We start from the raw sequence: 13,491 nt of genomic DNA on the forward strand, positions 1-13,491 counted from the left end.
AGGGTCGGCGAGCGCGGTCAGGAGGTGTGGTGCGGCAGCGGGAACTCTCGGCAGAGCCGGGCGACTTGGTCGCGCACCTCGGCGCGGACGGCCGGGTCGAGGGCGAAGCCGTCCGTGCCGTGCGGCACCACGGCGGTGAGCACCCGGTCGACCAGGGCGGCGCAGCGGCGCAGTTCGGCCGGGCCCATGCCGCGCAGCGCGAGGGTGTTGGTGCCGAACCGGACGCCGCTGGTGATCCGGGGGCCGTGCGGGTCGCCCGGGATCCGGTTGCGGTTGACCACGATCCCGCAGCCGGCCAGGGCGGATTCGGCGATCGCGCCGGTCAGCCCGCGCCGGCCGACGTCCAGCAGCACCATGTGGTTGTCGGTGCCGCCGGTGACCAGGGTGTGGCCGAGGCCGGCGAAGGCCTCCGCCAGTTCCCGGGCGCCGGTGACCACCCGCTGCGCCAGGGCGCGGAACTCCGGCTGGGCGGCGATGTCGAAGGCGCGCGCCTTGGCGGCCACCGCCCCCAGGTCGGGGGTGCCCTGGAGGAACGGGAAGGTGCCGTGGGAGATCGCCTGGGCCAGGGTGCGCCTGGTGCCGGGCAGCGGCAGGTCGGCGTCCCGGCCGAGCAGGATCAGGCCGCCCCGGGGGCCGTAGAGCTGCTTGTAGGTGCTGGTGGTGGTGGCGTGCGCGTGGTCCACCGGGCTGGGGTGCAGTCCGGCCGCGACCAGTCCGGCGATGTGCGAGATGTCGGCGAGCAGGAAGGCGCCGACCTCGTCGGCGATCCGGCGGAAGCGGGCGAAGTCCACCGTGCGCGGGTAGGCGCTGGCACCGCACACGATCACCTTGGGCCGGTGGGTGCGGGCCAGTTCGGCGACCTGCTCGTAGTCCAGCAGGCCGTCGGCGTCGGTGCCGTAGCCGACCGCGTGGAAGAACCGCCCGGACACCGAGGCCGGCGAGCCGTGGGTGAGGTGGCCGCCCGCGCTCAGCTCCATGCCGAGCAGGGTGTCGCCCGGCTTCATCAGGGTGCACAGCACGATCTGGTTGGCGGTGCTGCCGGAGTGCGGCTGCACGTTGGCGTACCGGGCGCCGAACAGCGCGCGGGCCCGCGCCACCGCCAACCGCTCGACCTCGTCGACCAGTTCGCAGCCCGCGTGGTAGCGGGCGCCCGGGTAGCCCTCGGTGGTGACGTTGGAGATGCTCGCGCCGGCGCAGGCCAGCACCGAGGGGTCGGCGCTGCTGGAGGCGGCCACCATGGCCAGCGTCTCGTTCTGCCGGGTGTGCTCGCGCTCCAGCAGGTCGGCCAGCAGCGGGTCGGCGGCGGCCAGGCGGTGCGCGCCGAGTGCGGCGTGACGGGCCAGGGTGTCGGTGCTCGTGGTGGTGGTGATGCTCATGCGTGGCTCTCCTCGTGCTCCACGGGCCGGTCCGCTCGGGCGAGCAGTCCGTGGGCCTCCTCGTCGGTCATCTCCAGCAGGGCGGCGGCGATCCGGGCCACCGCCGCGACGTCGGTGCCGGTCTCCCGGCCCCGGGCGGTCAGCCGCTGCGCCTGTTCGGCGAGGGTGGGCGCCTCGAACAGCTCGCGCAGCGGCAGTTCGACGCCGAAGGTCTCCAGCACCGCCGAGGCGAGCCGGGTGGCGAGCAGCGAGTGCCCGCCGAGGGCGAAGAAGTCGTCCTCGGCGCCGACCTGCTCGACCTCCAGCAGTTCGGCCCAGAGCGCGGCCAGCACCCGCTCGGTGTCGTCCCGGGGGGCGACGTACGCGGCGGTGGCCCGCTCGGCCGTGGCGTCGGGCTCCGGGAGTGCGGCGCGGTCCACCTTGCCGTTGGGCGACAGCGGCAGCGCGTCCAGCGTCACGAACACCGACGGGACCATGTACTCGGGCAGTTCGGCCCGGAGCAGGGCGCGCAGCTCGGCGGCGGTCGGGGTCGGCGCGTCGGCCGGAGCGTCGGCCCGGGCGGCGACCAGGTAGCCGATCAGCCGGCGCTCGTCCCCGCTGCCGCGGGCGGCGACCACGGCCCGTTCGACGCCGGGGTGGCGGCGCAGCACCGACTCGATCTCGCCCAGCTCGATCCGCAGGCCGCGCAGCTTGACCTGGTGGTCCAGCCGGCCGATCAGCTCGATCACCCCGTCGGCCCGGGTGCGGGCCAGGTCGCCGGTGCGGTACAGCCGGGCGCCGGCCGGCACCGGCCCGTCGCCGGCGCCCGGGTGCGGGCGGTAGCGGTCCGCGGTCAGGCCCGGGCGGCCCAGGTAGCCGCGGGTCAACCCGGTTCCGGCCAGGCAGAGTTCGCCCGGGACCCCGACCGGGGCCGGCTCCAGCGCCGGGGTCAGCACCACGGCCTGCTGGTTCACCATCGGGCGGCCGTACGGGATGCTGGTCCAGGCCGGGTCGACCTCGCCCACCGGGTAGGTGATGGAGTGGACGGAGGCCTCGGTGGCGCCGCCGAGGGCGATGAAGGCCAGCCCCGGCGCCAGCCGGCGGAACCGTCCGGGCAGCGGGACCGGGATCCAGTCGCCGCCGAAGAAGGCGACCTTCAGCTTGGGCAGCCGGACGTTGCGCTCCTCCCCGGCCCGGACGAAGGCGTCGGCCAGCGCGGGGGCCGAGTTCCACACCGTCACCCGGTGGCGGCGCACCAGGTCCACCCAGTGGTGCGGGTCGCGGGCCCGGTCCGGGTGCGGCATGACCACCGCGCCGCCGGCCGCCAGGATGCCGAGCGTCTCGTAGACGAACATGTCGAAGCTGGGGGAGGAGAGGCCGAGCACCCGGTCGTCCGGCCCGACGCCGTAGGTGTCGTTGAGGTCCAGCAGGTTGTTGACGGCGCCGCGGTGCGGGACGGCGATGCCCTTGGGGGCGCCGGTGGAGCCGGAGGTGTAGATGACGTAGGCCAGGTTGTCCGGGACCGGGCCCGGGCGGTCGGCGGGCTGCCGCTCGGCGGGCCACCGGTCGGCGTCCTCCACCTCCAGCAGCATGGTGCCCTCGGCCGGTAGCAGTCCGGCCAGGGCGCGCTCGGTGAGCACCACCGGCGGCGCCGCGTCCCGGAGCATGAAGGCCAGCCGCTGTTCGGGGTAGGACGGGTCGAGCGGCAGGTAGGCGCCGCCGGCCTTGAGCACGCCGAGCACGGCGGCGACCAGGGCCGGGCCCTTGGCGAGGCAGACGCCGACCGTGGTGTCCGGGCCGACGCCCAGTTCGGCCAGCCGCCCGGCGATCCGCTCGGCCAGCTCGTCCAGGGCCGCGTAGCTCAGCTCGCCCTCGGCGTGCAGCACGGCCGGTGCCTGCGGGCGCTCGGCCCGCCGGGCCTCGAACAGCTGGTGCAGGCAGGCTCCGGCCTGCGGGTAGTCGTGGGCGGTGTCGTTCCATTCGACCAGGGCGCGGTGGCGCTCGGCCGTGGTCAGCATCGGCAGCGCCGACAGCCGGGTGTCGGGGGCGGCGACGGCGGCGGCCAGCAGGGTCCGCCAGTGGCCGAGCAGCCGCTCCACCGTGGCCGGGTCGAAGAGGTCGCTCGCGTACTCGACGGTGCCGGTGAACGCGCCGTCCAGTTCGCGCAGTTGGAGGTTGAGGTCGAGCTGCGCGCCGCCCCGCGGCACCTCCCGGACGGTCACCGTCAGGCCGGGCAGCTCGGGGGCGGCCAGCGGGGCGTTCTGCACCAGCAGCAGCGACTGCACCACCGGGTTGTGGCTGAGCGCCGGGCCGGTCGACCGCTCCGGGAGCATCCGCTCGAACGGCAGCCGCTGGTGCTCGAAGGCGTCCAGCGCGGACCGGCGGACCCGGGTCAGCAGGTCGGCGAAGGTGGGGTCGCCGGTCAGCGCGGTGCGGATCGGCAGGATGTTGACGAAGCAGCCGATCAGCCCCTCGGCCTCGGCCGGGCGCACCCCGGTGCCGGTGCCGACCACGATGTCCTCGCTGCCGCTGTGCCGGGCCAGCACCGCCTGGAAGGCGGCCAGCAGGGCCATGAACGGGGTCACCCCGGAGCGACGGCACAAGGCCTTGACGGCGTCGGACAGTTCGGCCGACAGTTCGACCGGCAGGGTGGCGCCGCGCAGCGACTGCGCCGCGGGGCGCGGGCGGTCGCAGGGCAGCTCCAGCAGCTCGGGCGCGCCGGCCAGGGCCCGGTGCCAGTGGGCGCGCTCCCGGTCGTCGTCGGCCGCCTGGGTCTCGGCCTCCCAGACCGCGAAGTCGCCGTACTGGACGGTGAGTTCGGGCAGCTCGTCGCCCTGGCCGGCGTAGCACCGGGCCAGCTCGGCGAGCAGCACGCCGACCGACCACATGTCGGCCACCAGGTGGTGGACGGTGACGGCCAGCACGTGCCGCTCCGGCGCCAGCCGGTGCAGCGTCGCGCGCAGCAGCGGGCCGCGGGCGAGGTCGAAGGGGCGGGCGGCGTCGGCGGCCAGCACGGCGTCCAGTTCGGCGGGCTCGGTCGGCCGGGTCTCCAGCGTGAACTCCTGGGGCTCGCCGACCAGTTGAACCAGCTCGCCGTCGACCTGGTCGAAGCAGGTGCGCAGCGTCTCGTGCCGGTGGACCAGTTCGGTCAGCGCGGCGGTCAGCGCGGCGGTGTCGAGCGGGCCGGCCAGCTCCAGGGCGAACGGCAGGTGGTAGGCGCTGGTGCCGGGGGTCAGTCGCTCCACCAGCCAGATCCGGCGCTGCGCCGAGGAGGCGGGGAAGGCGAACTGCTGCATGGTCTGCTCTGCTCTCTGCCGGTCGGCCGGCTCGGGTTCGCGGTCGGGGGTGGGGTGGGGGACGAAGGTGGCGGCGGGGGCGGTCATGCGCCGGTGACCAGGTAGGCGGCGGCCTCGGCGCCCAGCCCGGCCGGGATCCGCAGGTCCGGCCGGACGGCGGCGGACGGCGGGCGCTCGGCCGCGCGGCGGGCCCGGCCGCCACCGGTGACGTGCAGCAGTACGGTGTCCCGGGCCGGGATCCGGCCGGCCGCGACGGCCCGCCGCAGGCCGGCCAGGGCCACCGCCGCGGCCGGCGCGAGGTCGATGCCCTCGACCTCGGCGAACAGCCGTCCGGCGGCGACCGCCTCGGCGGTGTCCGCGGCCAGCAGCTCCCCGCCGCTCTCGGTGAGGATCTCGCGCACCCCGCCGGCCACCGCGTAGGGCGGCTTGCGGGTGGTGAGCTCCTGGGCGTGGGCGGCGGCGATCGCCTTGCGCACGGCCGGGCCGGAGCCGACCACCGGCTCGGCCAGGCCCTCCTGCCAGGCCCGGACCATCGGTGCGAACGGGGTGTTCTGGCAGAGCGTCAGCCGGGGCAGTCCGCCGGAGCGGCCCGCCGGGTCGGCCGCGGTCGGGAAGCCGGCCGCCCGCAGCCGTCCGGCCGCCTGGTGCGCGGCGATCGCGCCGGCCCCGCTGCCCACCGCCTGGACGTAGTGGTCGGGCAGCCGGCCGATGCTCTCGGCGGCGGCCAGCAGCGCGGTGCCCAGGCCGTCGCGCCGGGCCACGTTGCGGGTGCCGCCCTCGGCCCGGTGGCCGGGCCGGGCGGCGATCGCGTCGGCCAGCTCGATCGCGTCGGTGTAGTCGCCGGCCACCGTCACCAGCCGGACGCAGTCGGCCCGTTCACCGGCGGCGGCGAGCAGCGGCAGCGCCGTCTCCGGCACCACCAGCACGCAGGCCACGCCCTGTCGGGAGCAGGCCCGCAGGAAGGCCGCGGCGGTGTTCCCGGCGGACGCCACCACCAGCACCGGCGGCCGCTCGGGCAGCCGGGCCAGCACCGCCTGCGCCTCCAGCTCCTTGAAGCTGCCGGTGCTGAGGGCCGCGCCGCGCTCGGGCCAGTAGCCGCTGAAGGCGACCCACAGCTCGGCCAGGCCCAGTGCGCGGCCCAGCCGCTCGGCCCGGTAGGTGGCGCCGCCGCTGCCCTCGGGCAGGGCCCGGCCGGCGGTCGGCAGCCAGTCGCGGTAGCGGAACGGGCCGCTGCCGGGGCCGGGGGTGAACGCGGTGGCGTACTCCGTGCTCAGCAGGCCCGGCCGGTGCGCGGCGTCGCAGTCCAGCCGCAGCCCGTCGTCCTGGTAGTCCGCCCGGCAGACCGGACATCGCAGCAGGTAGGGGCGGTCCGCGCGGCCGGTGGGCGCGGTGGCCGGCCCGGTGGCCGGGGCCTGGGGGGCGGAGGTCATCGGCCCTCCCCGGCGGTGGACGCGACGGTCGTCGCGGAGACGGAAGCGGAGGCGGCGGCGGGCCGCGGGCGCAGCGTGCCGTCGGTGCCGCGGCTGACGGCGTACCGGGAGCGGTCCACCCGGGTCAGCCCCGGTCGGGCCGGGCCGGCGGTCCGCCGCTCCCGGGCCGCCGTGTCCACCAGGGCGGCCACGGCCGCGACCGTCGGCCGCTCGAACAGCCGGTGCAGCGGCAGCTCGGCGCCGAACTCGGTCCGGGCGCGCTCGGCGAACCGGGCCAGCAGCAGCGAGTGCGCGCCCCGGTCGAACAGGTCCTCGTGCCGGCCGATCGGGCCGGTGCCGAGCAGGTCGGCCAGCAGCGCGGCGATCCGCTCCTCGGTCGGCCCGGCCGGCGGCTCGGCCGCGCCCCCGGTCCCGTCCTGCGCGGGGGCGGCCTCCGGCGCGGGCAGCGCCCGTCGGTCGACCTTGCCGTTCGTGGTCAGCGGCAGCTCGTCCAGGGTCACCAGCAGTGCGGGGACGGCGTAGCCGGGCAGGGTGCGGCGCAGCTGCTCGCGCAGTTCGGCGGGCGTCGCCGACCGGCCGTGCTCCTGCGCGCGGTGCTGCTCCAGGAAGGCGACCAGCCGTGCCCCGGCACCCGTGCCGTCCACCACGACCGCCGCCCGGCGCACCGCGGGCAGCCGCTCCAACGCGACCTCGATCTCGCCCAGTTCGATCCGGTGCCCGTGCACCTTGACCTGGGTGTCGGCGCGGCCGACGAAGAGCAGCGCGCCGTCCGGGCCGCGCCGCACCAGGTCGCCGGTGCGGTAGAGCCGGGCGCCGGGCCCGCTGCCGAAGGCGTCGGGGACGAAGCGCTCGGCGGTCAGCCCGGGCCGGCCGAGGTAGCCGTCGGCCAGGCCGTCGCCGCCGATCAGCAGCTCGCCGGCGATCCCGTCCGGGACCGGCTGGAGCGACGGATCGACCAGGTGGAGGCGGGTGTTGGCGACCGGCGTGCCGAGCGGCAGCTCCCGGTCGGCGCGGGTCAGCTCGCCGCGCGCCGACCAGACGGTGGTCTCGGTCGGGCCGTAGACCTGCCACAGCCGGACGCCGCGGGCCAGCAGGGCGGCGGCCAGTTCGGCCGGCAGCCGCTCCCCGCCGCACAGCGCGGTCAGCCCGGGGGTGCCCGACCAGCCCGCGTCCAGCAGCAGCTGCCAGGTCACCGGGGTGGCCTGGAGGTGGCTGATCCCGCCGGCCTCCAGGCAGGCCCGCAGCCGGGAGCCGTCGCCGGCCGTCGCCGCGTCCGCCAGGTGCACGGTCGCGCCGGTGGCCAGCGGCAGGAAGTACTCCAGCGCGGCGATGTCGAAGGCCGGGGTGGTGACGGAGAGCCAGCCGCTCCCGGGGGCGGTGCGCAGATCGCGTTCGAAGGAGGCCAGCAGGTTCGCCAGCGCCCGGTGCGGGACCACCACGCCCTTGGGGCGGCCGGTCGAGCCGGAGGTGTGCAGCACGTAGGCGGCCGTCCGCGGGTCGATCGGGGTGTCGCCGGTGCGGCGGGCTCCGCCGATGCCGTCGACCGCCAGCACCGTCCAGTCGCCGGCCGGCACCCGCTCGGCGGGCAGGTCGGTGAGCACGGCGGCGGCCTCGCCGTCGGCCAGCACCAGGGCCAGCCGCTCGGCCGGGTGGCCGGGGTCCAGCGGCAGGTAGGCGGCGCCGGACTTGAGCACGCCGAGCAGTGCGGCGAGCAGCCGCGGGGTGCGCGGCAGCAGCACGGCGACCGTCCGGCCCGGACCGACGCCCAGGGCGCGCAGCCGCTCGGCGACGCCGTCGGCCAGCCCGTCCAGGGTGGCGTAGTCCAGCTGCTCGCCGCCGTCGGGGCCGGCGGCGCGGACCGCGACGGCCTGTGGGGTGCGGGCGGCCTGGGCCTCGAAGCGGCGCACCACGCCGTCGGCGGGGTCGTAGTCGAGCGCGGTGTCGTTGCCGCCGGCCAGCAGCGCCGCCCGCTCGGCGGGGGTGAGCAGCGGCAGGGCGCCGACCGGCCGGTCGGCGTCGGCCGCGAGCTCCGCCAGCAGGGTGGTGAACCGGGCGGCGAAGCGCTCGGCCGTCACCGGCAGGTAGCGGTCGGTGTCGTAGCGGACCGAGCCGGCCAGGCCGTCGGGGGCCGAGCCCAGGGTCAGCTGGAGGTCGAACTGGCTGCCGCCGACCGGCAGCGCCAGGGTCGAGCAGGCCAGCGGGCCCAGGGTGAACGGGACGCCGTCGCGCCCGGTGGCCATCGCCACCAGCGCCTCGGCGTGCCCGCCCGGCGCCTGCTGGAGGCTGAACAGGCTGCGCACCAGCGGCCGTCCGCCCTGGTCGCGGTCCGGGCGGACCAGCTCGACCAGCGAGGGGAAGGGCAGCTCGGCGTCGTCCAGCGCCCGGCCCGCGTCCTCCCGCACCCGGGCCAGCAGCGCGGTGAACGGCTCGGCGGGGTCGATCCGGGCGCGCAGCGGCACGGTGTTGACCAGGCAGCCGACGGTGTCGGCGAACCCGGCGTCGGCGCGGCCGTGGGTCGGGCTACCGACCACCACGTCGGACTCCCCGGTGCAGCGGGCCAGCAGCAGCTGGAAGGCGGCCAGCAGGACGGTGTACAGGGTGCCGCCCTCGCGCCGGGCCAGCGCCGTCAGCGCCTCGGCGGTGCGGGCGTCCACGGTCAGCGGTACGGCCGCGCCGCGCATCCGCGGGCGTTCGGGCAGCGGCAGGTCGGCGGGCAGCGAGGTGCCGCTGCGGACCCCGGCGAGGGCGGTGCGCCAGCGGTCCAGGGCGCGCCGTCCGGCGGCGGTGGTGGGCAGGTCGGCCTGGCGGCGGGCGAAGGCCGCGAAGGGGGCGGCGGCGTCGACCGCGGTGGGCGCCCCGCCGCGGAGCACCGCCGGGTAGCCGGTGGCCAGGTCGTCCAGCAGCAGGGACAGCGACCACAGGTCGGCGACCAGGTGGTGGGCGGTCAGGACCAGTTGGTGGCCGCCCTCGGCACCGGTGAACAGCCGGGCCCGCAGCAGCGGGCCGGTCTCCGGGTCGAAGGGCTGCTCGGCGGCCTCGGTGAGGCGCGCGGTCAGCTCCGGTGCGCTCCAACCGGCGGCGTCGAACTGCTCGAAGACGGGTGGGAGTTCGGCGTGCACCCGCTGCACCGGGCCGGAGTCGGTCCGGGGGAAGGTGCTGCGCAGCACGGCGTGCCGGCGGACCAGCCCGTCCAGCGCGCCGCGCAGCGCGGCGGGGTCGAGTCCGTCGTGCACCCGGAAGGCGGCGGAGACCAGGTGGGCCGGGCTGTCCGGGGCGACCCGGTGCAGCAGCAGAAGGGCGGCCTGGTTGGGGGAGAGCGGGTGGTCGCCGGGCTCGGTGGCGGCGTCCCCGACGGCGGTGGTCCCCGCGGTGGCGTCGGCCGGCTCGTCGAGCCGCTCGGCGAGCAGGTCGGCCAGCCCGGCCAGGTCCAGGGCGAGCGCCTCGGTCAGCGCCAGGTCGACGCCCAGCGCGGCACGCAGCTCGTGCCGCAGCCGGACCGCGCCCAGCGAGTCCAGGCCGAGTTCGGCGAGCCGGCGCTCCGGCGCGAGCTCCTCGGCGGTCAACCCGAGCCGGGCGGCGAGCAGTTCGCCCAGCGCGGCGAGCAGCAGCGCCGGGCGGTCGGCCGGGTCGGCGGCCCGCAGCGCGGCGGCGTCCAGCGCCACCGACCGCTCGGCCGCGGCGCCCTGCGGACGGCCGCTGTGGGCGAGCGCGGTGAGGGCGCCCTCCCGGTAGGAGGCGGCGCACACATGGCGCTGGACCTTGCCGCTGGAGGTGCGCGGCAGCGTCGCGGCGCGGATCAGCACCACCGCGGCCGGTCGCACCCCGTGCGCCTCGGCGACCGCCTCGCGCACCGCGCGGGCCAGCGCCGGCAGGTCGCCGTCCTGGTGGTCGCGGGAGACCTCGTGGACGATCACCAGCTCGGCCGCACCGGCCAGTTCGACCTGGACGGCGGCGCCGCAGTTGGCGCGCAGCGCGGGGTGGACGGCGGCGACGGTCTGCTCGATGTCCTGCGGGTAGTGGTTGCGGCCGCGCACGATGACCAGGTCCTTGAGCCGGCCGGTGACGTACAGTTCGCCGTCGCGCAGCAGGCCGAGGTCGCCGGTGCGCAGGAAGGTCGGGCCCTCGTCGTCGGCGGTCTCCTCGTCGGCCAGCCGGGCGCCGAAGGTGGCCGCGCTGTGCTCGGGCCGGTTCCAGTAGCCCTGGGCGACGCTCGGCCCGGAGAGCCAGATCTCGCCGATCGCGCCGACGGGCACCGGACGCCGGGTGACCGGGTCGACGATCTCCAGCCGCTGGGAGTCGTCCGGCCGACCGCTGCTGACCAGTTCGGTGCTCCCGGTGGCGGTGCCGTCGGCTCCGGCGACGCCTTCGAGCAGCGAGTGGGGGGCGTCGTAACGGGCCGGGGCGGTGCCGTGCGGCTTGCAGGAGACGATCAGCGTGGCCTCGGCCAGCCCGTAGCACGGGGTGAAGGCCTCGGCCCGGAAGCCGGCCGGGGCGTAGGCCTCGGCGAAGCGCCGGAAGGTCTCGGCGCGCACCGGCTCGGCGCCGTTGAAGGCCACCTCCCAGCTGCTCAGGTCGAGTCCGGCCAGCACCTCGGGGGTGGCCAGGTCCGCGCACAGGTCGTAGGCGAAGTTGGGGCCGCCGCTGACCGTCGCCCGGGTGCGGCTGATCTCGCGCAGCCAGCGCAGCGGGTCCTGGGCGAAGGCGGTGGGCGCCATCAGGGAGCAGGAGCCGGCGTAGTACAGCGGCTGGAGCATGCCGCCGATCAGGCCCATGTCGTGGAAGAGCGGCAGCCAGGACATGCCGCGGGTGGCTTCGGTGGTGCGGAACGCCCGCTGGATCAGCGCCGAGTTGTGCAGCAGGTTGCCGTGGGTCAGCACCACGCCGCGCGGGGCCGAGGTGGAGCCGGAGGTGTACTGGAGGAACGCCACGGTGTCGGCGTCGACCCGCGGGTGCGCCCAGTCCGTCGCCTCGGCCTCGGGCACCTGGTCGGTCGCCACCAGCCGCAGTACGTCCATCACCGCGCCGTCCGGGTCGCCGGGCAGCAGCCGGTCCCGGACGGCGGCGGTGGTCAGCGCCACCGTCGCCCCGCAGTCCGCGACGATGTCGACCAGCCGCTCCAGCGAGCGCGGCCGGCGGTTGGGCGGGTACACCGGGACGGCGACGGCCCGCGCGTACAGGCAGCCGACGAAGGAGACCACGTAGTCCAGGCCCGGCGGCTGGAGCAGCAGCACCGGACGGTCGGTCAGGCCGAGCCGCTGCAGCCGGGCGGCGACGGCCCGGGCCCGGCGGTCGAGCTGTCCGTAGCTCAGCCGCTCGGCCGGGGCGTCCTCCTTCCCGGAGAACTCGAAGGCCGTGCGGTCCGGATCCGCCGCCGCGGTGGCGGCGATCGCCGAGATCCAGTCCTGGTGCTCAAGTCGCGGGTCCACGCGTTCTTCCCTCACCGTTCGGTGTCCGATGCCCTGTGTCCGCCGTCGTGGTGGCGGCCGTCGTGCTGTGCCTGCCGTCCTGGTGGCGGACGGTGTGGGGTCGGCCGCCGTGGTGCCGGGTCGGCGGTGGCGGCCGCCCCGGGGGTCAGCCGGCGGCCGGGACCGCCCCGGCCTGCTGCTCCATCGCCTGGCGCAGGCTCAGCGGCCGCATGTCGGTCCACACCTCGTCGATGTGGGCCAGGCACTGGGCCTTCTCGCCCTGCGGGCCCTCGGCCCGCCAGCCGGCCGGCAGCTCCCGGTCGGCGGGCCAGATCGAGTACTGCTCCTCGTGGTTGACGACGACCTGGTAGACGGTGGTGTCCTCGTTGCTCATGACTGCGCTCCGATCGGTGGAGGTGTTCCGGGATGTGCCGGGGTGTGCGGGTGGCGGGGTCCGGTCGCCGCCCGGCGCGGGGTCCGCGCGGGCCGGGCGACCTGTGCTCAAGGCTGTCGTTCCGCCCTGACCGCGGCCTTGGCCCGGCCTGACCGCGGACCTGGCCGGGTCTGGGCCCGAGCTGGGGGGATCCGGACGCGGCTCCGGCGTCCGACCGGTGGGGCACCGGCCGCGCACCGACGCCGTACCGACGGCCGGCCGGGGGCCGACCGGCGGCGCACTGACGGTCGACTGAAGGCCGACTGAAGGCCCACTGAACGTCGACCGAAGCCCTCAGCCGGCCGGCTGCGCCCGGCGGAGGGCGGGGAACAGCCGGGCCTCGGCGGCCTCGCGCAGATAGGCGGCGCCGGCCGTGCCGCCGGTGCCGGGCACCGAGCCGATGATCTTCATCGTGATGCCCCAGTGGGTGCGCTTCATCGCGCCCCAGGCCTCGTCCAACTCGGCCATGACCGGCTGGAGTCCGTCCTGCGGCAGGCCGCTCTCCAGCAGCGCGAGGTGCAGCGTGGGGCAGGACCGCTCGACGCCCCGGTAGGACCTGGACTGGACGGCGCTGCGCCCGTCGGTGTTGGCCCGGATCACCGCGAAGGCGTCCTTGGGCATGGTGGTCAGCACCCGGAACACCCCGGACGTCCCGGCCAGCTGCCGGACCGCCTCGGCCAGCAGGTCCCGGGCCAGGTCGGCCCGGCCGGCGGCCACCGCCTCGGTCGCCCCGGCCACGGCCCGGCCGACGGCGGCGAAGACCGCCTCGAAGATCTGGATCACCCGGATGAACATCTGCTCGTCGTGGGCGCGGGTGGTCGGCGTCAGCGTCAGCTCCACCGCCCGCAGCACCCCGGCCGGCACGGCCTGCCGCGCGACGGCGACCGCCTCGGCGCAGGCCGCGACGAGGTCCTCCGACTCGCCGGGGATCAGCGCCGGGATCCCGGCCGCCGCCGCGAGGGCGCGCAGTGCGGCCCGGGTGCGGGGCAGGCCGGCCGGGTTCCCGGCGAGGACGGCGGCCTCGGTCGCCACCACCTCGGCGAGCAGGGCGGTGATCACCTGGTCCGGGCCCGCCCCGGCGGCGGTCAGCGAGGTGTAGACCGGCGTACCCAGGTAGCTGTCGTAGTCCCCCTGCTGACCGTCCATCACCTGGGGCAGCCAGTCCGCGAGCAGCTGCGCCGCGGGGTCCACCGCCCCGGCGGGGCCGTGGGGTTCGACGGCACGCAGGGCGGTCAGCAGCTCCTCGCCGACCGCGTTCTTGCCGACCGCCCGGTAGTGGCCGAGCACGGCCCGGTACGGGAAGCGGTCGGCGGCCGCGTCCTCGCGCCGCCAGCGGGCCAGCTCGCCCAGGGCGTGGCCCGGGTCGAGGTCGGCCCGGTCCGGCCGGGCGGCGGCCAGGCTGGGGCCGTCGACCCCGGGGGCGGGGGTGGCGTCGGGGACCGGCCCGGTGGGCGGGGCCGGGGAGAGGGCGGTGGTCATCGGGGCTCCGTTCGGTGGACGGCCGGGCCGGGAACGGCCCGGGGTGTGGCGCCGCGCGCGGCTGCGCGCGGGCAGGACGGCACAGCCCGGCCG

6 protein-coding genes are annotated in these 13,491 nt (G+C 77.1%); all 6 read right to left on the bottom strand.

All coding sequences use genetic code 11. The features are described from left to right. Positions 1–17: 17 nt before the first annotated feature. Entirely contained in the window at positions 18–1,376 is a 1,359-nt protein-coding gene (gene glyA, locus ACIP4P_RS43580; protein WP_350515228.1) for a serine hydroxymethyltransferase, read from the bottom strand. Next, positions 1,373–4,738 (bottom strand): amino acid adenylation domain-containing protein, encoded by a 3,366-nt coding sequence (locus tag ACIP4P_RS43585; protein WP_400929604.1) that lies wholly within the window; start codon positions 4,736–4,738, stop codon positions 1,373–1,375. The genes glyA and ACIP4P_RS43585 overlap by 4 nt, the downstream gene beginning before the upstream one ends. Next, positions 4,735–6,081: a cysteate synthase gene (locus ACIP4P_RS43590; RefSeq protein WP_400929607.1), complete on the bottom strand. Its 1,347-nt coding sequence runs from the start codon at positions 6,079–6,081 to the stop codon at positions 4,735–4,737. The genes ACIP4P_RS43585 and ACIP4P_RS43590 overlap by 4 nt, the downstream gene beginning before the upstream one ends. Continuing rightward, positions 6,078–11,507 (bottom strand): amino acid adenylation domain-containing protein, encoded by a 5,430-nt coding sequence (locus ACIP4P_RS43595; RefSeq protein WP_400929610.1) that lies wholly within the window; start codon positions 11,505–11,507, stop codon positions 6,078–6,080. Before ACIP4P_RS43595 ends, ACIP4P_RS43590 begins: the two co-directional genes overlap by 4 nt. 145 nt (positions 11,508–11,652) lie before the next feature. After that, positions 11,653–11,880, bottom strand: coding sequence for an MbtH family protein (locus ACIP4P_RS43600; protein ID WP_400929613.1), 228 nt, complete (start codon positions 11,878–11,880; stop codon positions 11,653–11,655). Positions 11,881–12,213: 333 nt separating this feature from the next. Beyond that, on the bottom strand, positions 12,214–13,398 hold the full coding sequence (locus ACIP4P_RS43605; protein WP_400929616.1) for a hypothetical protein: 1,185 nt from the start codon (positions 13,396–13,398) through the stop codon (positions 12,214–12,216). Positions 13,399–13,491: the final 93 nt, after the last annotated feature.

Origin of the sequence: Kitasatospora sp. NPDC089509 (assembly GCF_044749365.1) — a bacterium.
Taxonomy (GTDB): Bacteria; Actinomycetota; Actinomycetes; order Streptomycetales; family Streptomycetaceae; genus Kitasatospora.

Bases quoted from the DNA above. Each gene is read 5' to 3' on its own strand.
- glyA (WP_350515228.1), bottom strand. From the start codon at position 1,376: ATGAGCATCACCACCACCACGAGCACCGACACCCTGGCCCGTCACGCC.
- ACIP4P_RS43585 (WP_400929604.1), bottom strand. From the start codon at position 4,738: ATGACCGCCCCCGCCGCCACCTTCGTCCCCCACCCCACCCCCGACCGC.
- ACIP4P_RS43590 (WP_400929607.1), bottom strand. From the start codon at position 6,081: ATGACCTCCGCCCCCCAGGCCCCGGCCACCGGGCCGGCCACCGCGCCC.
- ACIP4P_RS43600 (WP_400929613.1), bottom strand. From the start codon at position 11,880: ATGAGCAACGAGGACACCACCGTCTACCAGGTCGTCGTCAACCACGAG.
- ACIP4P_RS43605 (WP_400929616.1), bottom strand. From the start codon at position 13,398: ATGACCACCGCCCTCTCCCCGGCCCCGCCCACCGGGCCGGTCCCCGAC.